This window comes from Subtercola sp. YIM 133946, from assembly GCF_036553535.1.
GTDB lineage: Bacteria > Actinomycetota > Actinomycetes > Actinomycetales > Microbacteriaceae > Subtercola.
In genome coordinates, this window is record NZ_JAZHPE010000011.1 from 1 (window position 1) to 22,446 (window position 22,446).

The window sequence follows — 22,446 nt, forward strand, 5'->3', positions numbered from 1 at the left end:
AGTCGGTTTCGATACGCGTGACGCTGCGCGTCGCGCTACTCAACCGGCGGGGGTAGCGCAGTCGGTTTCGATACGCGTGACGCTGCGCGTCGCGCTACTCAACCAGCGGGGGTATGGCCGCCGCCGGTCGAGTAGCAGCGCAGCTGCGTATCGAGACCAGCGCAGCGGAGACGTCAGGCGCTGCGAGCCGCGCGTCGCGCAGCCAGCTCGTCCATGGGGTCTGCGACGTCGGTGCCCAGTTCGACCAGGCTCGACTCGACCTCGCGCAGCACTTTTCCGACGGCGATGCCGAACACGCCCTGCCCGCGGCTGACCAGGTCGATGACCTCGTCGTTCGAGGTGCAGAGGTAGACGCTGGCGCCGTCGCTCATCAGCGTGGTCTGGGCGAGGTCGGTGACCCCTGACTCGCGAAGCTGGTCGATGGCGGTGCGGATCTGCTGCAATGAGATGCCCGTGTCGAGCAGGCGCTTGACGAGCTTCAGAACGAGGATGTCGCGAAAACCGTAGAGCCGCTGCGAGCCCGATCCGGCCGCGCCGCGAACGGTCGGCTCGACGAGCCCGGTGCGGGCCCAGTAGTCGAGCTGGCGGTAGGTGATGCCGGCAGCGCGTGCCGCGACCGCGCCGCGGTAGCCGGCGGCGTCGTCGAGCTCGGGCATACCGTCGGTGAAGAGCAGACCCTGGTCGAAACGAGCTTGCTCGTCGTGCACACGCTCATTCATCGGATTTCAGCCCTTCTGGTTCGGCGCGCGGCCGAAGTTCTACAACTCTGCCCACGCTACCGAGGTGAGCAGTCACGATCAATCACATTCGCCCAAGTGCCCCCGGCGTGTCGTCACAACCGCCGGCAGATCGTGCGCCGGCGGGCGTTCTTCTACCCTACGGTGCCAAGGTGCCCAGTGCCGACCGGATGAGGCTGGCCCGCACCACTTCGAGCTGCGCGGCAATCTCGGCGGCCCGTTCGGCCACCTGCGCACGGCTCGACACCGAGTTGCGCCGGGCGACCGGAAGCAGCGCGCTCTCGATCAGCCCCACCTCACGCTCGGCCGCCGCACGAAAGCCGCGCAGGTGCCGCGGTTCGATGCCGACCTTCTGCAACTCCACCAGCGAGGTGAGCACCGCCATGGCGTCGTCGCCGTAGACATCGGATGCCGCGATCAGCGATGCGCTGATGGCGTCGTTGAGCAAACCGGCGCCCGCGCGCGCCCCGCGCAGCAGATCGTCGCGCGAATAGCGCCGTGCCCCGCTCAGCATCGACGGCGAACCCGAGATGAAGGCCCCGGGCATGACGGGGTTCAGCCCGGCGTCGACCTCGACGAGGTACTGCTTGATGACGTTCAGGGGCAGGTAGCAGTCGCGCTGCAGGGCGAGCACGAGACGCAGCCGCTCGACGTCGTCGTGCGAGAACTTGCGGTAACCCGACTGCGTGCGGGCGGGTGTGACCAGGCCGCGCTCTTCGAGGAAGCGCAGTTTCGAGGGGCTGACCTCGGTGAACTCGGGCTGCAGAATCGACAGCACCTGGCCGATGCTGAGCAGCGAGGCGGCCTGGCGTGCGCTGGAGTCGGCGCCCGAGGCAGACGGCGCTGAAGCCGACGCGCCCGACGCAGATGACGCTGACGAAGACGACGCTGAAGCAGAGGATGCAGAACGGGAGTGCGGGGCGCGGGCTGACGAGGCCGCCACTAGACAGACACCCTACAGTTCGGCGTTCGCCGCCACGTCGCGACGTGACGGGTAGAAGGTGAGCCGGAACTTGCCGACCTGTATCTCTGAACCGTCGCTGAGCAGGGCATCGTCGACCCGCACACCGTCGAAGTAGGTTCCGTTCAGCGAGTGCAGGTCTCGCACGACGAAGGTCTTGCCCACTCGCGCGAACTCGGCGTGGCGCCGAGAGACGGTGACGTCGTCGAGAAAGATGTCGGCGTCGGGGTGACGGCCCACGGTGGCGGTCATGGTGTCGAGCAGGAACCGGGCGCCGGCGTTGGGGCCACGGCGAACGATCAGCAGCGCCGAGCCCGACGGCAGGGCCGCGATCGCGTCGATCTCCTCGGTCGAGACGCCGCCCTCGAGGGCCGCGAGCTGGGCCGCGAACTCACCGGTCAGGTTGACGGTCGTGTCGTTGTTGGCATCGAAGGGGGGCGTGTCGAACGGCCGGGCGTGTGACCCGCCCTGCGTCACTCCAGCGTTATCGTCTGACATTGTCGACCTCCTTACCTCCCCCAGCGTAGCCGATTCGGCAGGCGCGAAAACCAGCCTTGTGGGTAACTCCCACGATACGATTTGCGCTATGAACCCCCTGTTCTGGTGCCTCGTCGTGTTCGGGGCGATCTGTGTCGTCGTGTGGGTGTTGTCGGTGCTGACGAACGAGCATTCCTGGGTCGATCGCATCTGGTCGGTGGTGCCGGTCGTGTACGCGTGGATCTTCGCCGGCGCCGCAGGGCTGAACGACGCTCGCCTCGACGTCGTCGCCGTGCTGATCACCCTGTGGGGCATCCGTCTGACCTTCAACTTCGCACGCAAGGGCGGGTACCGGCCCGGTGGCGAAGACTACCGCTGGCAGGTGCTGCGCTCGCGCATGCCCGGCTGGCAGTTCCAGCTCTTCAACGTGTTCTTCATCACGATCTACCAGAACATCATCCTGTTGCTGATCACGCTGCCGATGCTCACCATGTGGCAGAACCAGCGGCCCTTCTCGGCGCTCGACGTGGTCGCCGCCCTCGTGTTCGTCGCGTTTCTCGCCGGCGAGACCACGGCCGACCAGCAGCAGTGGAACTTCCACTCCTGGAAGCGGGCCGAGACGGCGGCGGGCCGTGAGCCCGATCCCCGCTTTCTGCAGACGGGGCTCTTCTCGGTGTCGCGTCACCCGAACTTCTTCTTCGAGCAGGCCCAGTGGTGGGTGGTGTTCTTCTTCGGCGCCATCGCCGCGGCATCGGTGCTGCAGTGGACCGTGCTCGGCGCGGTTCTGCTCAGCACCCTCTTCATCGGCTCGACGGTGTTCACCGAGAGCATCTCGAAGTCGAAGTACCCCGAGTACGCCGACTACCAGGCGCGCACGTCGGCGCTTGTGCCCTGGTTCGCGAAGCGCGGTGCGGCGGCACGAACGGCCTGAGCCCGCGCGGTAGCGTCGGGGGGTGACTTTTGATCGCTACGGTTCAGATGTGCTCGCCGACTTCTCCCGGCGGCCGGTTCGCCGCGAGGTGCCGAAGATGGAGGCCGTGACCGACCTCGTCGTCGAAGAGGTGGGCAGCGACTTCTGCGGCTCTGTGGTGGGCGTCGACGGCAAGCTGGTGCAGCTCGAAGACCGGCACGGCAGACGGCGCACCTTCGCGCTCGGCGGCGGGTTCCTCTACGAGGGCACGCCCGTCGTTCTGGTGGCGCCCAGCGCGAGCCGGGCATCCGCGGGCCCGGCCCGCACGGCCTCGGGGTCGGCGAAGGCGCCGGATGCCCGTGCCAGGGTCGCCCGGGCGAGCCGCATCTTCGTCGAGGGGCGGCACGACGCCGAGCTCGTCGAGAAGGTCTGGGGTGACGACCTGCGCGAGGAGGGGGTGGTCGTGGAGTACCTCGAGGGCGTCGACCATCTCGACGCGGTGCTGCGCGACTTCGCTCCGACCCGCGAGCGGAGGGTGGGCGTACTGGTCGATCACCTCGTGGCGGGGTCGAAGGAGAGCCGCATCGCGCAGCAGGTGATGGCGGGCAGCTACTCGGGGGCCGTGCTGATCGTCGGGCATCCGTATGTCGACGTGTGGCAGTCGGTGAAGCCCGCACGGCTCGGCATCGAGGCCTGGCCCGTGGTTCCCCGCAGCATGGAGTGGAAGCACGGCATCTGCGAGGCGTTCGGCTGGCCGCACGACGATCAGACCGACATCGCGAACGCCTGGAAGCGCATTCTGGGGCGAGTGCGCAGCTACACCGACCTCGAACCCGAGCTGCTCGGCCGGGTGGAGCAGCTCATCGACTTCGTGACGGGCGACGCGGCGGCCGGTCGATAATGGTCAGCATGACTTCACCTGTGCTGCTGCTTCTGCGTGACCCCTCTGGCGCAACCGGCCACGACGCCGTAGCCGCCGACCAGCCCGTGGCCCTGGCCACCGACCTCGGCATCACCCGGGGCGACGGCATCTTCGAGACCATCACGGTGGTCGACGGCATTCCGCAGGCGCTGGATGCCCACCTCACCCGCCTCGCCCACTCTGCCGCGCTGCTCGAGTTGCCCCGGCCGCACGAACCCGCCTGGCGCGAGGCGGTGTTCGCAGCCATCGACGCACACGACGAGGTGGCGGAGGCGTTCATCAAGCTGGTGTACAGCCGTGGCATCGAGGGCTCCGGCGTACCGACCGGCTGGGTGTGGCTGCAGCCGAGCGCCGACTTCACCCGCGAACGCACCGAGGGCATCGACGTGGTGCTGCTCGACCGGGGTTACGCCAGCACCATCGCGACGACTGCACCCTGGCTGCTGCAGGGGGCGAAGACGCTCTCGTACGCCCTCAATCGGGCCGCCATTCGCGAGGCCGCCCGGCGTGGGGCCGACGATGCGCTGTTCGTGAGCACCGACGGCTACCTGCTGGAGGGCCCCACCGCGAACGTGCTGCTGCGGCTCGACGGCCGCATCGTGACACCGAAGACCGACCTGGGGATTCTGGCCGGCACCACCCAGCAGAGCATCTTCGAGATCGCGCAGGTGAACGGCTACCCCACCTCGTACGAGCTGCTCACGCCGGCAGACCTGATGCGGGCCGATGCCGCGTGGCTGGTGTCGAGCGTGCGCAACGCGGCGCCGATCCGGTCGGTCGACGGGGTGGCTCGAGCCATCGACGCAGAGCTGACGCAGTCGATCAACGCCGGGCTCGCGGCTCGCACGGCCTGATGGCCGGGCGGGGCGGGCCGGGCGAGGGGGTCGGCCCCGCATCCGTCGATGGGCGGGGCGGGCCGGGCGAAGGGGTCGGCCCGGCATCCGTCGCCGGGCGGGCTATGGGGCCGGCATCCGTCGCCGGGCGACGGCTGTACTCGATCGCCGACCACGCGGCGACGCTCGTGTTCGCGGTGGAGGGTGCCAGCGCGGGGGTCGTGGCCGGGCTCGACGTGCTGGGCATCCTCGTCGTCGGGTTCTGCACCGCACTCGCCGGCGGCATTCTGCGCGACGTGCTGCTGGGCGAGGCCCCGCCGGCCGCGTTCCGGTCGCCGTCGCGCATCGTGGTGGCGCTGGCGGGCGATGCGTTCACGTGCCTGGTCGCGGGCGAGCTGGGCAGCGTGCCGGTCGGGGTGCTCGGCGCGTTCGACGCGGCCGGGTTGGCCCTGTTCGCGGTGACGGGGGCGCAGAAGGCTCTGGAACACCGGTCGAACGGGCTCGTCGTAGTGATTCTGGGCACGATGACCGCGGTCGGGGGTGGCGTCGTGCGCGACATACTGCTGAATCGGGTGCCCATCGTGCTGAGCAGCGACCTGTACGCGACGGCCGCGGCCGCCGGGGCACTGGTGGTGTACATCGCGACGCGGGCGAGGTTGACGCCGGTACTGGCGATGACGGCCGGATTCGTGGTGTGCTTCGTGCTGCGGGTGCTGGCTCTGGCATACGGATGGCAGCTACCGTCGTTTCGGTAGCTGCCATCCACTCGTGCGGGTGTTTCTGTGGGCTGCCTGATTCGGGTCAGGCAGCCCAGGCCGGCTCTGATCAGGCGGCGGGGCCTGCGACCAGCGTGACGGAGACCGACTGGGTGGCTCCGGTCGCGTCGGTGTAGCCGATGGTGACCGAGTCACCGGGGGCGAACGCCTTGAGGGCCGTCGTCAGCGCGGTGCCCGAGGCGATCGCGGTGCCGTTCACCGAGGTGATGGTGTCGCCGGCGACGAGACCGGCCGAGGCGGCCGGGGTGCCGTCGATCACGCCGGCCACAGCTGCGCCCGCCGTGCTGCCGGTGCCGCCCTGCGTTCCCAGGCCGCTGTCGGCGCTGCCGACCTCGATGCCGAGGAACGCCGGCAGACCGATGACGATCGAGTCGCTCGCGTTGCCCGCCAGAATCTGCTTGGCGATGTCTAGTGCGGTGTTGATCGGAATCGCGAAGCCGGTGACGTCGCTGGTGCCGCTCGAGGCGGCCGTGTCGATACCGACGACCTCGCCGTCGGAGTCGAGCAGCGGGCCGCCCGAGTCGCCGGCCTCGATGTCGGCCGAGATCTGGATCATTCCGCTGAGGGTCTCGCTCGCAGCGCTGCCCTCGGCCTCGGTGGTGACCGACTGGTTGAGCGCGTCGACGGTGCCGGCCGCAGCCGACAGGCTGCCGGTGCCGCCCGCGTTGCCCACACCGGTGACGGCGTCGCCCGCGGCGACGGTGTCGGAGGTGTCGAGCTTCGCGGTGGTGAGACCGGATGCCCCGTCGAGCTTCAGCACGGCGACGTCGTCTGTGGCGTCGGTGCCCACCACGGTCGCTGTGTAGGTCTTGCCCGTCGAAGCGACCGTCACGCTGATGCTGGTGGATCCTTCGACGACGTGGTTGTTGGTGAGGATCTCGCCGTCGGAGGTGAGCACGATGCCCGTGCCCGCGGCTGCCGCGTTCTCGTACTGCAGCTGGGTGTTGATGAGCACGATGCCGACAGACTGGGCATCCGTCGCCGCCGTCGCCGCGGAGGTGCCTGTGCCGCTGCCGGTCGAACCGGACTGGCCCGAACCGGACTGGCCCGAACCGCTGCCGTAGCCGTAGCCGCCGTAACCGAAGCCGTTGCCCGAGCCGGTGGAGCCGCTGGAGCCGCTGCCCGAGCCGTAGCCGTTGCTCGTACCGCCGTTGGTGGTGCCGGAGGTTCCGCTGTCGACGACCGAGCTCTTCGATGAGAGGGCGTTCAACGCGTAGGGGATGCCGGTGGCCATCGTGGCGCCGACACTGGCGCCGCCGACGAGCAGAGCTGCGGCGGCAGCGCCGAGAATCACGAACGTGCGGGGGCGCCAGATGCGGTCGGTGTGGGTGTGCGTGGGGGTGGGAGTGTGCGTAGAGGTGGGGTGCTGGGCGGTGACCTGCACCGGCGCGATGGTCTGGGGAGCCTCGGGCTGGGGGGCCGAAGCGTCGTGGGCCTGAGGTGCGTCAGGCTGCGGGGCCGCGGCGGTCTGCTCCGGCGACGGCTGGTCTGCGGGCTGTGGGGTTTCCATGTCTTCCTCTCGACGCCCGAAGTGGGCTGAGACAAGACAACGCCCCGAACTTATGAGCAAGCTATGTATGCGTCTTCTATTGTCTGGGAGTCACCTTGACGCCCGCTGAGCATTATTCGCCCCTTGATCGGCAACCCTCTCCCCAGGGCCCCGGCTGTCAAGTTATCCCCTCTCATTTGAACCCGCAGCCAAGGCCGTTAGGCTGGAAGGAGGGCAGACGACAACTCGCACCCGCTGAATTATCGAAGCCACGAGGAGCACCATGACTGACGACTCGACTCCAGAACGCGACGAAGCCCTCGACACCGACGCTGTCGCCGCGGCCCGAACCGACGTCATCGAGACGGCCGACGGCTCGGCGCCCGAGACCGAGGTCATCGGCATCGCACCGACATCGACGGCCGACGACCAGGCGACCGAGACCGACGTCGAGATCGGGGTGGTCGACCTCGCCGAGACCGACGTCGAGATCGGGGTGGTCGACCTCGCCGAGACGGATTCGGCCGCGACGGGTGCAGCCGCGACGGATGCGGATGCGGATGCGACGGATGCGGATGGGGATGCGGCCGCGACCGCCGCACCTGCGGCCGAGAGCGGGCCTGCGGCGGGCACGGGCGGTGCGGCATCCACCGGCTACGTGCTGACGCGTCGCGATCGCACCGCGGTGAAGCTCGTCGATTGGGCCGTTCGCTACGGTACGGCAGAGTTCCAGGCCATCTACCGGCCGGTGAGCGACGAGCTGTTCACGCACCACTTCATTGACCCCACCGCGAAGCCCGCGTTCGTTCCGCCGGCACTCGTGAGCGTGCAGGCGCTCGACGCCGAGAGCGACCCGCTCGAGGTCATCCGTTCGCACCTCGCACTCGTGATCGACGATCGCCAGGCCCGCGACAAGGCCCGGCTCGAGGCACAGGCCCACTTCGAGCAGGCGTCGCGCACCCTCGCCGAGGTGCAGGCCCGCGCCGACCAGCTGCAGGCCGACCTCACCGACACCACCGAGCGGTTGCGTGTCGCCGACGCCGAGATCGTCGCGCTCACTGACCGGCTCGAGGCCGAGGTGTCGGGGCTGCACTCGAGCTACACGGCCCAGATCGACGAGTTGCGCGCCCAGCTCGAGACCGACACCGCCAGCCAGCGCGCTGCCCACGAGGCCGAGATCGAGCGCCTCCAGTCGCAGCACGCCGTCGAAGCGGCCGCGCTCGTCGCCGCGCACGAGTCGACCGTGGGTGACCTGTCGTCGGGTCGAGATGCGGCGCTCAGCGACGCCGAGGCCCGGCACGCTGCCGAGCTCGCCGACATCGAGGCCCGGTACGCCGAGAGCCAGGATGCCCTGAAAGCCGTCCACGACCAGCGGCTGTCTGCACTGGGGCTCGAACTGGCGGCCGCGCTGGCCGCCGCCGAGGTGACGACGCACGAGCTCAAGGAGGCACGCCTCGAGGCCGGATCGCTGACGGCTCAGCGCGACCGCGCCATCGCCGAGGGGTCAGAGACGCGCAACCTCCTCGAGCAGGAGATCGCCGAATACGAGGAGTCGCAGCTCGACCTGGTGGCCCAGCTCGAGCTCGCCCAGGCCACCCTCGACGAGATCGAAGACGTGGCCACCGCCCAGCTCGTCGACGAGTCGGAGACCAGCGACTACGCCATCGGCGCGAACGACGCGGCCGTGCTGGTGCTGAACTCGCTCTACGGCGACGACGCGGACGCGGAGGCGGACGGCACCGACGCAGAGGCTGACGTCGCCGACGGCCCCTCGGGCGAGGGGGCCGGGGGTCTGCCGATTGCCGCCGGTGGTGCGGGTGCCGACGGTCTCGTGGCCACCGACGGCGGAGCAGGCGCCGACGAGGGCGACGCAGACGGTGACGGTGACGCTGAGGGCGACCAGCCCGACGGCGCACAGGCCGACAGCATCGAAGAGGGCGATGACGATAGCGGCAACGACGATGACGGCACCGACGACGAGGCGCCCGCCATCGACGGCACATCGCGTGCCGCCGGCGACGGCGCCACAGGCGCCGACGCCGAGTTCGAGGCGGCGCTCGAGGAAGACGTCGACGTCGACATCGATTTCGCGAAGCAGTTCGGCGCAGACGCCGAGGCTCGCCGCGCCTGATGCCCGCCACGCCCGCGCCGCCCGCGCCGCCTGCAGGCCCCGCTCTGCGCGGACGGCTGCACGCCGAGCACCATGGCTGAAGTCAACAGCGCCCGCGTCGACAGCTGGGCGTGGGCGGTTCGGCAGTTCAAGACACGGTCGGCCGCCACCACGGCCTGCCGGGCGGGCCACGTGCGTCTGAACGGCGAGAAGGTGAAGGCCGCGGCACCGCTGCACATCGGCGACGAAGTGCGCATCAGGCAGGGGGGCTTCGACCGCATCCTCGTCGTCGAAAAGCTCGTTGTGAAGCGGGTCGGTGCGACCGTGGCGGCACAGTGCTTCCGCGACCTGACTCCCCCGCCACCTCCCCGCGAGACCGTGCCGCAGGTGGCCGTTCGCGACCGGGGTGCGGGGCGCCCGACTAAACGCGAACGGCGAGACGTCGACCGCCTGCGCGGCCGCTGACTCCATCGAACGCTTCCGCCACAACCGCCGGGCCGGCATCCACCTCAGCCGAGAGCGCCGGGCGGGAATGCGTCACCGAACGGGCGCGGGCGATGCACTCGAGAACGCGGGCGCGCAGGGCGTTCGAGCGGGCGGCGAAGGCGCGTTGGCGGGCAGCGTACTCGACCTTTCCGGCTCGGGTCTCGATTGCGACCGGGGTGAGGCCGAACTCGGAGACGTCGTACGGCGACGCCTGCATGTCGAGCTGACGGATGTCGCGGGCGAGCTCGAACGAGTCGAGCAGCAGGTCGCCCGGCACCAGCGGGCCGAGCTTGATGGCCCACTTGTAGACATCCATGCCGGCGTGCAGGCAGCCGGCCTGCTCGGTGAACTCCTGGTTCTCGCGCGACGGGCTCATCGTGTTCAGGCCGACGGCGTCACGGGTGAAGAACCGGAACGCATCGAAGTGCGAGCAGGCGATGTGGTTCGCCTCGACCACCCGGTCGGTCTCATCAGCACTCAGGCGCAGGCCGAGGGCCTCGTGCCGCACCTCGCCGGGGGCGAGTCTGTAGACCATGGCCCACTCGTGCAGCCCGAAGCAGCCGAACTGCGCGGGGCGGGCGGCCGTCGAGCCGAGCAGACGCTCGATGAAGCCGATGGTCGAGCCGCGGGCATCCAGCATCCCGGCCGCGTCGACCAGGCTCGCGCCCGCATCGTCGGTGCGGTACCACTTGTAGATCGCGCGGTCGAGGGCGGCGGCATGCTCGAGGGCGACGCCCGCCCCCGGATGCCACCGCCGAAGCAGCGACGGTTTGTAGGGGTAGTAGGTGAAGAGAAAATCGTCGACCGCGTGCGTCTCGCCCGTGAGCCGGCGGCCGCGCCAGGCGGCGGTGAGAGCATCCGCGCGCTGCTGGTGGGCGCGCTCGAGTTCGGCCCACTCGGCGGCGGGAATGCGGATGATCGTCACCCTTCGAGCCTACGTGCCCGCGGCCGCACGCGCGTCTGCCTTGTCGAGCGGGGGTTTCGCGGGGTGCGCGACGCCGGCACCCCGATGCACGCGTCGCTCGTCGAACCGCCGTCTCAGGGCACGCGCAGTTCGCGCAGGGGCTCACGGGTGCTCGCGATCAGGGCCGGTGCAACGGATGCCGCCAGGGCGGTGAGCACCGAGAGCGGGGCGACGGCCGCGATGAACGAGACGGTGGGCAGCGGGTCGCCCGTCGCGAGCAGCGTGATCGCGGCGCCCAGGCAGCCGACGGCAGAACCGGCGGTGCCGAGCACCGCCACCTGCGCCAGCAGCAGCGCCACGATGAGCGACCGGGAGGCGCCGAGCGCGCGGCGGCGGCCGAAGTCGCGGCGGCGCAGCAGCACGAGGCCGTAGAGCACAGCCGCCACTGCCACTCCGCCGACGCCGAACACGAGCAGGGTGAACGATCGGCTGAACTCCCCCAGCTGCGCCTGCACCGAGCCGCGCAACGCGGTCAGGGCGGCACTGGTCGTGACCGTCACCCCGTCGCGACTCGTCACCCCGAGCACCGACGTGACGAGGGCGGCCACCGCCTCGACCTGCGCGCTCGACGTCGCGACCACGACCAGCACGCTGACGGGGTGCGGTGCGCTGCCGGCGGCAGGGGTAGGCACGTCATCGGTTCGCTCCGGAACGAGTACCACCGGATCGAGAAAGCGGAGGTAGTCGGGGAGAGCACGCACGCCGAGAACGTCGTAGGCCGCGCCGGTGGCGACCGATGCCACCGCACCGATGCCGTCGGCGAGGCCGAGTGCGCGGCCGGCCGCGGGCGACGCGCTGGCCGGGGCGTCGCCGCCGGCGGCGGTGGGTGGGGTGCCGGAGGCGACCGGCAGGGAGTACTCGGCGCGCAGCGAAACGCGCTGGCCCCCGGGGAAGGCGGCGTTGACGACGTCGTCTGCGGGCCCGAAGGCGGTCGCCGAGGCAACCCCACCGGAGTGTGCGAGGCGGTCGAGCACGGTGGTGTCGAGCCCAGACGAGGCCGGCGCCCGCACGATGACCGAGCGTGTGGCGGCGCTGTCGATGCTGGCGACGATGGCGTTCTGGGCGCCGACCGTGCGTCCGGTGGTGAGCAGCACGACAGCACAGAGCACCGCGACCACCGTCACCGTCAGCACCGACGCCACCCGCGCCGCGACCGCGGAAGCCACCGCCTCCCGCACGACCGCCCGCACCACACCCACGAACGCCGCCGTCTCCCGCACAACTGCGCGCCCCGCACCCGCTGACGCCGCCGTCTCCCGCACAACCGCGCGCGGCGGGCCGCCCGGCGCCGCGCCGCCCGTGTCTGTGCGTGCGCTCACAGGGCGAGCTCGCGATCGCACTGCGACACCAGCGCCAGATCGTGGGTGGCGATGAGTACGCACGCGCCGGCCTCTGCCCGCTCGCGGAATGCACCCAGCACGATGGCCGCCGACTCCCGGTCGAGGTTGCCGGTCGGCTCGTCGGCCAGTATCAGTCGAGGGTCGTTCATCAGCGCGCGGCAGAGGGCGATGCGCTGCGCCTGTCCACCCGAGATCTGGCCGGGCCGGGACTCCGCCCGCCGCTCGACACCGAACCGCTCGACGAGCGCCCGCGCGCGCGTCAGCGACCGCCGACGGTCGACCCCGCGGTACAGGCTGGTCTCGACCACGTTGTCGAGGATGCTGCGCGTGGGGTCGAGTGCGGCATCCTGAAACACGAAGCCGAGCCGGGTGGCGCGCAGCCTGGCACGCTGGGCATCGTTCAGGATGCCCGTGGGTTCGCCCTCGAACAGCACCTGCCCGGCGAGGGGCCGCACCAGCAGCCCGAGCAGGTAGAGCAGCGTCGACTTGCCGCGCCCCGACGGTCCGGTCAGCGCGACGAGCTCGCCCGGCTCGAACAGCGCCGTGAACCCGTCGATGATCGGAGAGGCGCGCTCGTACGCGAACCGCAGCCCGACCGCCTCGAGCACGGGCACGTTCGCCGGGTTCGCGGCGTTCGCCGAAGCAGCTCGCAGCGCCGGGCCGCCCGAGGTGACGCCGCTGCGGGCCCGGTGACCGGCCCCGGTCTGTGCCGCATTCGCGCCTGCGCGTCGAGTCACTGGGTCAGCGGAGGGGTGGTCGCGGCGTGCCAGGTCGGCCGCTGCCGCCGTCGCTTCCGCGTCTGCGCGGCGCGTCATGGAGCGATCGCAGGGGTCGTCGCGGCAGGCCCGGTGACGACGGATGCCGCATCACCCTGCCCCGCATCGATGGCCACACGCACCACCAGCCCGGGATCGATACCCGACACGACCGCGAGGCCCTGCGACGCAGTCGTCACGCGCACGGCATGCTCGCTGCCGCCGGCGTCGATGACGATGACGGTCTGATCGGCCGTCGAGCGGAGGGCAGCGGAGGGGACGACGGTTCCGTGCGCCGTCTCGACGGTGACCACGCGGGAGACGAACAGCGTCTGGCCCACCACCGGCACTGCGTCGCAGTCGGCGGCGCAGATCGGCCCCGCCTGAGCACCGTTCGCCGAGCCGGGCGGCTGAGCGGGCGCGGCGGCATCGGAGGGCGGGGTCGCGTCGGTCGGCGCCGGGACGAGCGCGACGACGACGGTGCCCGAGGTGCTCTCCGCGCGGCCGGCCGTGACGGCCTGCCAGGTGTCGCCGGAGCCGTCGTCGATCAGCACGCGGGTGCCCGTCGAAACCAGCGCCGACTGGTCGGTGCTCACGGGCAGGGTGAACACCGGCGACTCCCCGAGCCACTGCAGCACCGGCTCGCCGCCCGCGAGCGTGGCGCCCCGTGTCACGACGTCTGGCTTGAGAGCCAGCCGCGCCGGCAGCCGCGGAACGAAGATGACGTCGCCGAACGCGACGGTGGCGTTGGCACCTTCAGCGGAGGCGCTGGCACCTTCGGCGCCGGCATCCTCGCCGAGCGAGCGCTGCCACGCCGAGATGGCGGCCACCGTCGACGCACCGACGTGGCCGTCGGCGTCGCCCCCGTCGCCCGAGTCAGCCGCGCCACGCGCGCCGCCCGAGTCGCCCGCGCCACCCGCGCCACCCGAGTCGCCCGCTGCGCCCGCGTCACCCCCGTAGAACCCCAGCCGCGCGAGCATACGCTGCAGCTGCGCCACGTCGGCGCCCGAGTCGCCCGGCCCGATCGCCCGGTACGCCGGAACATCACCCTCTGCCACCACGACCGGCCGCTGGTTCACGGAGTAGAGGCGTGCACCCTCGTCGACCAGCTGCCCCGGGCCGAGGTCGACCGAGGTGACCACGCCGGCCGCTTCGTTCGTTCCAACGGCCTGCAGGTTCCACTGCGCGGCGACGTTCAGCGTGAGATGCGCCCCCACATCGCCCTCCACCGCCGTGACCAGCGTGAAGTCGTCTGACACGGACACGCCGGCGGCCGGCGACAGGATGACCGTCAAGGCCCACCCCGCTCCGGCCACCAGCACGACCGCCGCCGCGATGACCCGCGCGGCGGCGCCCCCGGGCATCCGTCTGAATCGGTGCGTCACTGCCCCACAGACCCCGCGCGCCGGATGATCGAGGCGAGCACCCACACCGTCTCGCTCTCAAGCCGGCCGACCTCGTCGAGCACGCGCTGGTCGAAGCGGCCGAGACGTACACCCGCCTCGGCGCAGGCCAGTATCAACGCGTCAGAGCCGCGCAGCCGGCCGCGCGACTCGGCCGCCCGCGCTTGCGCGAGCGTCTCGAAGGGCCCGTTCGGCATGGGTCAGAACGACCCGTTCGCGCACGAGAAGGCGTGGCCGGTCTCGGTGCCGGAGGGGTAGCTGATCTGCATGGTCACGACCCCGTTGCCGTACGAGAACCGGTGGAAGCCCGACCCGAAGGTCTGGCTGCCCCACGCGACGGCGTTCGCCTGGTGGTAGTGCACGCTCGTCGCGTTCACGTAGGCGGTCGAGGCCGCCGCGGGGCCACCGAAGCCGCACACCTGCGAGCCGATGTCGGTGGAGTTCGCCGAGGCGCCCAGGGCGCTGGTGAGCACCAGCCCGGAGGCCAGCACCGCAGCCGCGACCGACGAGGGGAGGAGTTTCATAGTGCATCCTTTCGCACCCCCCGAGCGCATTGACCTGAAGCCGTTTCAGTGGGATCGTTAGAGGTGATGAATCCTCACTATATGCCTCACGTTTTCAGACCACAACCCGCTGCGCCTCGTGTCGCGAGACTGCGCCCGGGGGCGCTGCCCCGGCCACCGAGGCTGTGGTCGGCGCTGCTCGGCGTGGTGCTCGCGACCGTCGTTCTGGCGGGGTGCGCTGCCACGTCGGCTCCGGATGGCCGGGGCGCCGACCCCGCTGCGAACCAACCTGCGCTCAGCCAGTCCCCCGTCGTCGACGCGCTCTACCGCTGCATCACCGCGCGCGGCTGGCAGGTCACGCTCACCGACGACGGCGCCATCCAGGCGACGAGCGACACGATTCCGGCGGAGCAGTACCAGCTCTACCTCGCCGACACGTGGGCCTGCAACGACCGGGTGAAGGCCGAGTTTCCGGTCGACGACAACCAGAAGCACCTGCTCTACCGGGCCGAGCTTGCTGAGCGGGCATGCCTTCAGGCCCAGGGCTATCAGGTCGACGAGCCGCCCAGCGAGCAGCAGTTCGTCGACGACTACGACAGCGCGCCATGGTCGGCGATGGCGTCGAGCGAGCTGGCGGCCCTCAGCCAGACCATGTCAGACGACGACTGGCGAGCCATCAACGAGGCCTGCCCGCAGCCGGTTCCAGGGGCACTGCACTGAGCCCGTCGTCAGTCGACGCCCAGTCGCACGCCACCTGGCCGAGCAGACGCCCTCGTGCGGCCCCACGGCACGGGTCAGCTGCTCTTGAGCGCGACGCCCTTCGCGTTCAGGAAGTCGATGTGGTCGTGCGTGCAGGTGTCGTCGAACGGCGCGAAGTTCGTCACAGAGGTCGACCCGCGGCACTCGGCCTGGCCGAGTCCGCTGCCGGGCGGTACGAGCGGGTCGAGCAGCGCGATCAGCTTGAGCGAATCCGAGTCGGCGCCGGTGAGCCCGTGGCCGTTCAGAATGTAGAAGTCGACCGCGTGGCCGCCGCCGTCGGTGTAGTGCGCAGACGCCGTTCCGGCGCCCTCGATCTGGCCCGTGCACTTGCGGTTGATGTCGCTGATGCCGACCTTGTCGAAGTTGTCGACGGCCACCTTGATGGCCTGCAGCACCCGATAGTCGACGCCGCAGCCGGGCACCACGATGCCCTGCGCGAGGTACTGGATCTCGACGATGTGGTTCGGCACCGAACCGACCAGCTTGCCCGAGGCGACGTCTGCCATCAGCTCTGAAGCGAGGGCCTGCACGGTGGGCGAGACGGTCGTTCCGGTCGTCGAGTCCATCGAGGCGATGTCGCCCGTGCTGGTGTAGCCGTCGCGCGGGGCGTCCTGGATCGCGCCGCTCGAGACCGTCAGGCTCTGGATGCCAATCTCGGCCGAGGCGGAGGAGTTCGAGTTGCCCAGCAGCCCCAGGTCGGAGTTGGCGTAGGCGGGGAGTGCGAAGGTGGCGACGAGTCCGGCTGTCGCGACCATGACGACCGTGTTCACGATGGTGCGCTTGCGGCTCTGCGGATGCGTGGATGCGCTGCGCCTTCGGCGCGCCGGAAGCACTCGGCGCTTGCCGGGGGCGGCGATCGACGAACTGGCGGCGCGCGGCTCGGGCCGGGCATCCGCTGCGGTGCGTGCGAACGACAGCGTGCCGACCGTGACCATGGGCGCCTCGTTCAGCGGGGCGCGCTCGAACGGTCGGTCGATCGCGACGACGTCGTCTGCCTCGGCGTCCCGCCCGGCGATGGCCGGATTGGCGGCGGCCGTCATGGCGGCGGCGGTCATGGCGGCCTCGTGCTGCGCATCAGACCGGGTCGGGATGATCGTGAGGGCGTCGGTGATCGGCTCGTCGTCGTAGGCGAACTGCTCGGCCAGGCTCGGCTCGTCGATCACGACAGACGCGGCGACAGCGGTGGTCGACTCGACGGCAGCGGCCGGTTCGGCGACGGCGACGAGCCCGGGGCCATCGGTGGGCTCGGGCGCATCGACGGACTCGGGCGCATCGACGAGCTCGGCAGAGGGCGAGACGCCCTCGGCAATGGCAGGCTCCGCCGTCTCGGGCTTCGCCGCACCGGCAGCCATCGCGGCGATCTGCTGGGCGAACAGTGAGGTCGACACGGTTCGCGGCGGGCGCTGGGCGGGAACGGAGGTCGGGGCGAGCTGCTCGGAGGCGGTCGACGAGGCAGCCAGGGCGGCGGCGAGCTCGCGCTCCCGGCGCTGGCGGCGGGTCTCGACTGCGGGATGAACGTCGGCGACCGACTCGCGCTGTCGCAGTTCACGACGGCTGATCGATTCGAGCGACACGGGCACCGAGAACGACACGGGCGCCTCATGCGCCGCGGGTGAGGACGACGGGCGGACCGACGACCGTCGCGGCGACGAGCCCGAGGACTCGCCGACTGAGTCAGCTGCGGCCTTCGATGTTCCGGGGTTCGGGCGGGGGTTCCCGGCGCCTGCTGCGCCTGGTTCTCGGCTCGAATCCGTCACGTGTCGTAGTCCTCCAGCACCGATCGGGTGCTCGCAGGCGCAGCGTCTTTCACTGGCCCGCACGTCGGGTTGGGGTTCACCCGACAACGCGTCTCGCTCTTCGGGTGAACAAGGCGACTTGTCGAGGTTATCCGTTCGTTACCAATTTGTCACATCCATGCCTAAACATTCAGGCTTTTCTGTGGTGACGTTGCAAGCGCGTGCAGGGTGAACGCACGACGAACAGATTCCGTCGATCAGACGAACTGGATGCCCGCCTGCAGCCGCGACCGCAGATCGAAGATGCGGTCGATGTTGACACCCTCAGAACCGCCGAGCCCCGACCGCAACAGCTGGGGCAGCACCGACCGGCGGATGACCACAGCACCGGCCTGCCGGCCCCGCTCGACCTGCTCGAAGGGCTGCGCCAGGTCGTCGTCGGGCACCACCACCACGATCGCCGTGAACCGCACGCCGAGCGCCCGACCCAGCGCCCGTGCGTTCGCGCCGAGCGTGCGCAGCGGCTCGTCGTCACCGATGGCGGCGGCGCCGGTGAGCTCACCCTTCGACACCCGCACCGGGCTCCCCCAGTCGTGCGACTGCAGGGCGAACAGCCCGGCCGGCCCTAGCACCACGTGGTCGATGTTGCCGCCCGTCTTTGCCACCGCGACGTTGTTCCACACCGTGAAGCCCATGCCGAGGGTCGACACGATGCGCGCCGTCTCCTCCTCGGCCATCGCTTTCGCCAGCCAGCGCCTGATCTCCTGTGGCGCCGAGCGCACAAGCGCGGGGTCGTACGGGTCTTTCAGCTCGACACCACGCCCCACCCACTCCCGCATCAGCGTCAGGTAGTGCTCCCGCTCTTCGCCGCCGGGGTGGCCGTACGAGCGGGCCTTCGGCGAGGTACCCGCCGCACCCTGGCCCGCGGATGCCCGGCCACCGGCCGCGTAGCTCGAGGCCCGGGCATCCGGAGCCGCACCCCGCACTCCCGACCCCGCATCGTAGGCGGCACGGTCGGCGGGGGTGCCCACCTGCTCCCACGCCTCCTGCACGGCATGGAACGCCTCAGGCGTACCACCCGTGTCGGGGTGCGCCTCGCGCAGGCGCTGGCGGTAGGCGCGGCGCAGCTCGTCTTCGGTCGACGACGGGCTGACCCCGAGCACCTCGTAGGGCGACGCCGCGGCGAAACTGCCGTTCATGCTCTCTCGTGTCTCGCTTTCGACGGGTGTGGCGCAACCGGTCGGCCGGCGCTCACAGAGATCTGTGTCGCAACGATAGCCGCCCAAGCTTGAAACATGACGAATGCCGTACTGCGGGGCCCCGGCATCACGGTCGGGCGACCGCGACACCGAACCGCAGCCCCGCGGCCGTGATGAAGTCGACGATGGCAGGGTCGGCCCGCACCTCGTAGTCGATGCCGGCCGGTATCCAGAGCAGCGTACTCACGAGTGACTCGACGGTGTCGGCGCCGATGGGCCAGCGCGTGGCGGGCGCAGTGGCCGCGACCCCGCGGGCGCCCCCACCGCCGGCACGCGTGGCGGGCGCGGGATCCCCCGTGAATTCCGTCGCGTCGCGGGCCCACGGGCCGAGCAGCTCGGCGAACCGCGCCGGGGAGACCTGCAGGATGACCTCTGCGTGGTATCGCCGCCGCAACGCCTGCGTGTTCGCATCGACGAAGGTCGCTGCATCCGGCACCGGCAGTGAGCGCTGCGCGAAGTGCACCCGCGTGCCGAAGAGCGACGACAACCGGTCGACGCGGAAGGTGCGCCAGTCGTCGCGCTGCAGATCCCACGCCACGAGAAACCAGCTTCGCCGGGCGGCCACGAGCGAGTGCGGCTCGACCACCCGGGCACTCTCGGTGCCGTCGCCGGCGGTGTACGCGAAGCGGATGCGCTCGCGGTCGCGGCAGGCGAGGGCGAGCTGGCCGAGCAGCTCCCCCGCCACCGGAGCACCGCGCGGCGTCTCGGGGCTGATGGTGGCCGCGAGTGCGTTCACTCGCTCACGCACCGCCGAGGGAAGCACCTGCTCGAACTTCGCGAGCGCCGTCTGCGTCGTGAGGGCTCCGTCGACCAGACCCTGCGCCGCGGCGAGGCGCAGCCCGATCGCCATGGTCACCGCCTCGTCGTTGGTCAGCAGCAGCGGCGGCAACTGCGATCCCGCCTCGAGCCGGTAGCCGCCCTGGGCGCCGCGCTCGGCGACGACGCGGTAGCCCAGCTCGCGCAGCCGTTCGATGTCGCGCCGCAGGGTGCGCCCGGTGACGCCGAGCCGCAGGGCGAGCTCGGGGCCGGCCCACTGCCGGTGCGTCTGCAGCAGGGTGAGCAGCTCGAGGGTGCGGGAGGTGGTCTCGGCCATGTCTCCAGTATGCGTTCAATCAGGACACGATTCGACCTGATTGACTCCTACGCTCGTCAGCAGAACTACTCCACACCTCACCCTGAATCGAAAGAAGCCGCTCATGCAATTCAGAATCGAACTCATCCTCGTGCCCGTCACCGATGTCGACCGGGCCAAAGCCTTCTACGTCGACCAGGTCGGCTTCACCGCCGACTTCGATTCGCGGGTCAACGAGCACGTGCGCTTCGTGCAGCTCACCCCCGAAGGGTCGGCGTGTTCGATCGCGTTCGGCGAGGGCGTCAGCGAGATGCAGCCCGGCACGCTCGACGCCATCCAGGTCGTCGTCGACAGTGCAGCGGATGCCCACCGGCACCTCACCGAACACGGTGTCGAGGCGACCGAACCCGACCTCCAGCCCTGGGGAACCTTCGTCACGTTCGCCGACCCCGACGGCAACCGCTGGATTCTGCAGGAGCTCCCGAAGCGCTGACCCGGTTCAGGCGAGCAGCCCCGCGACGATGCCGATACCCTCGGCGAAGCGCTCGGGGTGCGGCCCCGAGAAGTTCAGGCGCACGAACGATCCCGGAGGCTCGGCCGGAAACCACTCCGACCCCGGCGCCATCGTCACGCCGGCAGCGAGGCTTCGGGCGACGAGGTCACGAACATCCACTCGGTCGTCGAAGCGCAGCCAGAGATTGAGGCCGCCCTTCGGCAGGTGGGTCAGCGTCTCTGGCCCGAGCTGGGCCACGATCGCGCCCGCCAGCGCATCACGCCGCGCGCCGAGGCTCACCCGCAGTCGGGCGAGGTGTCGCCTCCAGCCCGGGTCGGTGACGACATCGAGCGCGGCCGCCTGCAGGGCTCCGCTGACGTAGAGGTCGGTGACGGTGCGATCGACCTGGATGCGCGCCAGGGCCGGACCACGCGCGATCACCGCACCGACGCGCAGCGACGGCGACACGCTCTTGCTCAGCGACCGCACGTACACCACGTGCCCGTCGGTGTCGTCAGCGACGAGCGGCCGCGGGTCGGCGTCGATGCCGAAGTCGTGCGCCCAGTCGTCTTCGATCAGAAACACGTCGCGCGAGCGCACCACAGCGAGAATGGCGGCGCGCTCGGCCGCCGACCAGAGTGCGCCCGTCGGGTTGGCGAAGTGCGGCTGCGCGTAGAAGAGCCGCGCGCCCGACGTCGCGATCGCGTCGTCGAGGGCGACGGCATCCGGAGCCGCCCCACCCCGTGCCACCGGAACGATGACGAGGCCGGCCTGGTGCGCCGCGGCGATGGCACCCCAGTACGTCGGCGACTCCATCACGATCGCGTCGCCCGGCTGGGCCAGCGCCCTGAAGATCGAGGCCAGCGCGCTCTGGCTGCCCGGAACGACGATGACGTCGTCGGCCGAGACGCCGGATGCCCGGGCGGGCGCATTGGCGTCGATCTCGCTCGCGAACCACGCCCGCAGGTCGGGCAGGCCGCCGATCAACGGGCGGTCGACGCTCGCGCCGCCGCGGGCCGCGCGGGCCAGGGCCGCACGCACGAGGCGCATCGGCAGCAGCTCTTCGCTCGGGTAGGCGCTGTGCATGACGATCGGGCTGTTCGCCTCGAGGGCCATCGCGGTTCCGACCGCCTGCATGCTGGTGCGGGCGGCGCCGAGAGCGGTGGTCTGCCAGGAGAAGTCGGAGCGGCCGAGCTGACGCCGCGCAGAGATGAACGAGCCGGTACCCGGCCGCGTCTCGATGAGGCCGTCGCGAACGAGTCGCTGTACGACCCGTTGCACGGTGAGCGGACTGACCGAGAACCGCGCCACGAGCGAGCGGGTGGAGGGCAATCTGGCGCCGGCCGGTCCGGCGGCGATGCGGCCGCGCAGCTCGCGCTCGATGGCCGACTCGGTGCTATCGTGGCCCATGAAAGATGAGAGTAGCGCTATCGCCGAGCCCCGTCTACCGATATCGAGTCCGGAGGCGAACATCGGGTCGGCGCAGGGTGAGCGGCCGGCCGGCCGGCCACAGCGCACTGCATCGGCCGGCCGCACGCGGCGTCCCGTCTCCGCCGGTCTCGTCTTCGGCTTTCTCGGGGTGCTGTCGTTCTCGTTCACCCTGCCGTTCACCCGAGTCGTCGTGGGTGAGCTCGATCCGCTGTTCGTGGGGGCCGGTCGGGCGGTCGTCGCGGCGGCGTTGTCGATCATCGTGCTGCTGGTCATCCGCCCCCGTCTGCCCCGTGGCCGGCAGTGGCTGCGCCTGCTGGTGGTGGCGGCGGGCGTCGTCGCCGGCTTTCCGCTGCTGACCAGCTTCGCCATGCAGAGCGCGCCCGCGGCGCACGGCGCCGTCGTGATCGGCGTGCTGCCCGCAGCGACGGCGGTCGTGGCTGTGCTGCGCGGCGGCGAGCGCCCGAGCCGCGCCTTCTGGCTGGCGAGCATCGCCGGGCTCGGCGCCGTGGTCGTGTTCGTCGCGGTCAGCGGCGGCGGCCTCACCGGCCTGCACCCGTCTGACCTGCTGCTTCTCGCGGCGGTCGTTCTGGCTGCCATCGGATACGCCGAGGGGGCGCTGCTCGCCCGCGAGCTCGGTTCGTGGCAGATCATCTGCTGGGCGCTTGTGATCGGGCTGCCCGTGATGCTGCCGCTTGCGCTCGTCGGAGCATCACATGGCCCCCTGACGGCCGGCCCCGGGGCCTGGCTGGCTCTCGCCTACGTCAGCATCGTCAGCCAGTTCATCGGATTCTTCGTCTGGTACCGGGGGCTCGCCATCGGCCCGATCGCCACAATCAGCCAGGTTCAGCTGCTGCAGCCGGTGCTCACCATCGTGTGGGCCGCGCTGCTCTTCGGCGAGGGTCTCGACCCCGTCGTGGTCATCGCGGCGACCGTTGTCGTGGTGTGCGCCGGCAGCGCCGTTCGGGCGCGGGTGTCGAAGCACGCTCCCGCGATTGTCAACCCCGTCGCAGGAGAAAATGCCCCGGCGTAG

The 22,446-nt window shown here is 70.8% G+C and carries 23 protein-coding genes; 9 read left to right on the forward strand and 14 right to left on the reverse strand.

The window, feature by feature from the left end; translation table 11 throughout:
- Nucleotides 1–173 precede the first annotated feature (173 nt).
- From V3W46_RS02355 to V3W46_RS02365, 3 genes are all read right to left on the reverse strand, one after another.
- Nucleotides 174–656, reverse strand: coding sequence for a MerR family transcriptional regulator (locus tag V3W46_RS02355; protein WP_331781611.1), 483 nt, complete (start codon nucleotides 654–656; stop codon nucleotides 174–176).
- 220 nt (nucleotides 657–876) lie between these two features.
- Complete coding sequence (gene ftsR / locus V3W46_RS02360) at nucleotides 877–1,533, reverse strand: transcriptional regulator FtsR (RefSeq protein WP_331781612.1); 657 nt, start codon at nucleotides 1,531–1,533, stop codon at nucleotides 877–879.
- A gap of 159 nt (nucleotides 1,534–1,692) precedes the next feature.
- Nucleotides 1,693–2,196, reverse strand: a complete 504-nt coding sequence (locus V3W46_RS02365) for an FHA domain-containing protein (RefSeq protein WP_331781484.1) — start codon at nucleotides 2,194–2,196, stop codon at nucleotides 1,693–1,695.
- 88 nt (nucleotides 2,197–2,284) lie between these two features.
- Here V3W46_RS02365 and V3W46_RS02370 point away from each other — a divergent pair, with 88 nt between their 5' ends.
- From V3W46_RS02370 to V3W46_RS02385, 4 genes are read left to right on the forward strand one after another with little or no spacing between them, the layout of a single operon-like run.
- Nucleotides 2,285–3,106, forward strand: a complete 822-nt coding sequence (locus tag V3W46_RS02370; RefSeq protein WP_331781485.1) for a DUF1295 domain-containing protein — start codon at nucleotides 2,285–2,287, stop codon at nucleotides 3,104–3,106.
- Nucleotides 3,107–3,128: 22 nt separating this feature from the next.
- Nucleotides 3,129–3,986, forward strand: a complete 858-nt coding sequence (locus tag V3W46_RS02375) for a DUF3097 domain-containing protein (RefSeq protein WP_331781486.1) — start codon at nucleotides 3,129–3,131, stop codon at nucleotides 3,984–3,986.
- An 8-nt stretch (nucleotides 3,987–3,994) separates the two neighbouring features.
- Nucleotides 3,995–4,861: an aminodeoxychorismate lyase gene (locus V3W46_RS02380; RefSeq protein WP_331781487.1), complete on the forward strand. Its 867-nt coding sequence runs from the start codon at nucleotides 3,995–3,997 to the stop codon at nucleotides 4,859–4,861.
- Nucleotides 4,861–5,595: a trimeric intracellular cation channel family protein gene (locus V3W46_RS02385; RefSeq protein ID WP_331781488.1), complete on the forward strand. Its 735-nt coding sequence runs from the start codon at nucleotides 4,861–4,863 to the stop codon at nucleotides 5,593–5,595. The genes V3W46_RS02380 and V3W46_RS02385 overlap by 1 nt, the downstream gene beginning before the upstream one ends.
- 70 nt (nucleotides 5,596–5,665) lie before the next feature.
- Here V3W46_RS02385 and V3W46_RS02390 read toward each other — a convergent pair whose 3' ends face one another.
- Nucleotides 5,666–7,126 carry a S1C family serine protease gene (locus tag V3W46_RS02390; RefSeq protein WP_331781489.1) on the reverse strand — a complete coding sequence of 487 codons (1,461 nt, stop codon included), beginning with the start codon at nucleotides 7,124–7,126 and terminating at the stop codon, nucleotides 5,666–5,668.
- A 262-nt stretch (nucleotides 7,127–7,388) separates the two neighbouring features.
- On the opposite strand from V3W46_RS02390, the gene V3W46_RS02395 reads away from it, so the two are divergent.
- Together V3W46_RS02395 and V3W46_RS02400 are read left to right on the forward strand one after the other, a co-directional pair.
- Nucleotides 7,389–9,236 carry a hypothetical protein gene (locus V3W46_RS02395; RefSeq protein WP_331781490.1) on the forward strand — a complete coding sequence of 616 codons (1,848 nt, stop codon included), beginning with the start codon at nucleotides 7,389–7,391 and terminating at the stop codon, nucleotides 9,234–9,236.
- A 72-nt stretch (nucleotides 9,237–9,308) separates the two neighbouring features.
- Nucleotides 9,309–9,680: an RNA-binding S4 domain-containing protein gene (locus V3W46_RS02400; RefSeq protein WP_331781491.1), complete on the forward strand. Its 372-nt coding sequence runs from the start codon at nucleotides 9,309–9,311 to the stop codon at nucleotides 9,678–9,680.
- On the opposite strand, the gene V3W46_RS02405 is transcribed toward V3W46_RS02400, so the two are convergent.
- The 6 genes from V3W46_RS02405 to V3W46_RS02430 all read right to left on the reverse strand — a co-directional run bounded on the left by V3W46_RS02405 (nucleotide 9,637) and on the right by V3W46_RS02430 (nucleotide 14,687).
- A complete protein-coding gene (locus tag V3W46_RS02405) occupies nucleotides 9,637–10,626 on the reverse strand; it encodes a 3-methyladenine DNA glycosylase (RefSeq protein WP_331781492.1) in 990 nt (329 codons plus the stop codon). The two genes, V3W46_RS02400 and V3W46_RS02405, sit on opposite strands and share 44 nt — an antisense overlap.
- Nucleotides 10,627–10,739: 113 nt before the next feature.
- Complete coding sequence (locus V3W46_RS02410; RefSeq protein WP_331781493.1) at nucleotides 10,740–11,984, reverse strand: FtsX-like permease family protein; 1,245 nt, start codon at nucleotides 11,982–11,984, stop codon at nucleotides 10,740–10,742.
- Nucleotides 11,981–12,742 carry an ABC transporter ATP-binding protein gene (locus V3W46_RS02415; RefSeq protein ID WP_331781494.1) on the reverse strand — a complete coding sequence of 254 codons (762 nt, stop codon included), beginning with the start codon at nucleotides 12,740–12,742 and terminating at the stop codon, nucleotides 11,981–11,983. The genes V3W46_RS02410 and V3W46_RS02415 overlap by 4 nt, the downstream gene beginning before the upstream one ends.
- 74 nt (nucleotides 12,743–12,816) lie before the next feature.
- The gene (locus V3W46_RS02420) at nucleotides 12,817–14,145 is read right to left on the reverse strand and encodes a peptidoglycan-binding domain-containing protein (RefSeq protein ID WP_331781495.1); all 1,329 of its coding nucleotides are present in this window, start codon (nucleotides 14,143–14,145) and stop codon (nucleotides 12,817–12,819) included.
- Nucleotides 14,142–14,360 carry a hypothetical protein gene (locus V3W46_RS02425; RefSeq protein ID WP_331781496.1) on the reverse strand — a complete coding sequence of 73 codons (219 nt, stop codon included), beginning with the start codon at nucleotides 14,358–14,360 and terminating at the stop codon, nucleotides 14,142–14,144. The genes V3W46_RS02420 and V3W46_RS02425 overlap by 4 nt, the downstream gene beginning before the upstream one ends.
- 3 nt (nucleotides 14,361–14,363) lie before the next feature.
- Nucleotides 14,364–14,687 (reverse strand): hypothetical protein, encoded by a 324-nt coding sequence (locus V3W46_RS02430; protein WP_331781497.1) that lies wholly within the window; start codon nucleotides 14,685–14,687, stop codon nucleotides 14,364–14,366.
- A 183-nt stretch (nucleotides 14,688–14,870) separates the two neighbouring features.
- Here V3W46_RS02430 and V3W46_RS02435 point away from each other — a divergent pair, with 183 nt between their 5' ends.
- Entirely contained in the window at nucleotides 14,871–15,386 is a 516-nt protein-coding gene (locus V3W46_RS02435; protein WP_331781498.1) for a hypothetical protein, read from the forward strand.
- Nucleotides 15,387–15,460: 74 nt separating this feature from the next.
- Here V3W46_RS02435 and V3W46_RS02440 read toward each other — a convergent pair whose 3' ends face one another.
- The 3 genes from V3W46_RS02440 to V3W46_RS02450 all read right to left on the reverse strand — a co-directional run bounded on the left by V3W46_RS02440 (nucleotide 15,461) and on the right by V3W46_RS02450 (nucleotide 19,513).
- On the reverse strand, nucleotides 15,461–17,017 hold the full coding sequence (locus V3W46_RS02440) for a hypothetical protein (protein WP_331781499.1): 1,557 nt from the start codon (nucleotides 17,015–17,017) through the stop codon (nucleotides 15,461–15,463).
- 401 nt (nucleotides 17,018–17,418) lie between these two features.
- Nucleotides 17,419–18,360 carry a DnaJ domain-containing protein gene (locus V3W46_RS02445; protein WP_331781500.1) on the reverse strand — a complete coding sequence of 314 codons (942 nt, stop codon included), beginning with the start codon at nucleotides 18,358–18,360 and terminating at the stop codon, nucleotides 17,419–17,421.
- Nucleotides 18,361–18,487: 127 nt separating this feature from the next.
- A complete protein-coding gene (locus V3W46_RS02450) occupies nucleotides 18,488–19,513 on the reverse strand; it encodes a helix-turn-helix transcriptional regulator (RefSeq protein ID WP_331781501.1) in 1,026 nt (341 codons plus the stop codon).
- Between the two features lie 103 nt (nucleotides 19,514–19,616).
- On the opposite strand from V3W46_RS02450, the gene V3W46_RS02455 reads away from it, so the two are divergent.
- Complete coding sequence (locus tag V3W46_RS02455) at nucleotides 19,617–19,985, forward strand: glyoxalase superfamily protein (RefSeq protein ID WP_331781502.1); 369 nt, start codon at nucleotides 19,617–19,619, stop codon at nucleotides 19,983–19,985.
- A 6-nt stretch (nucleotides 19,986–19,991) separates the two neighbouring features.
- Here V3W46_RS02455 and V3W46_RS02460 read toward each other — a convergent pair whose 3' ends face one another.
- Nucleotides 19,992–21,395, reverse strand: coding sequence for an aminotransferase-like domain-containing protein (locus V3W46_RS02460; protein WP_331781503.1), 1,404 nt, complete (start codon nucleotides 21,393–21,395; stop codon nucleotides 19,992–19,994).
- Between V3W46_RS02460 and V3W46_RS02465 the strand changes: the two genes are divergently transcribed.
- A complete protein-coding gene (locus V3W46_RS02465; protein WP_331781504.1) occupies nucleotides 21,394–22,446 on the forward strand; it encodes a DMT family transporter in 1,053 nt (350 codons plus the stop codon). The genes V3W46_RS02460 and V3W46_RS02465 overlap by 2 nt on opposite strands.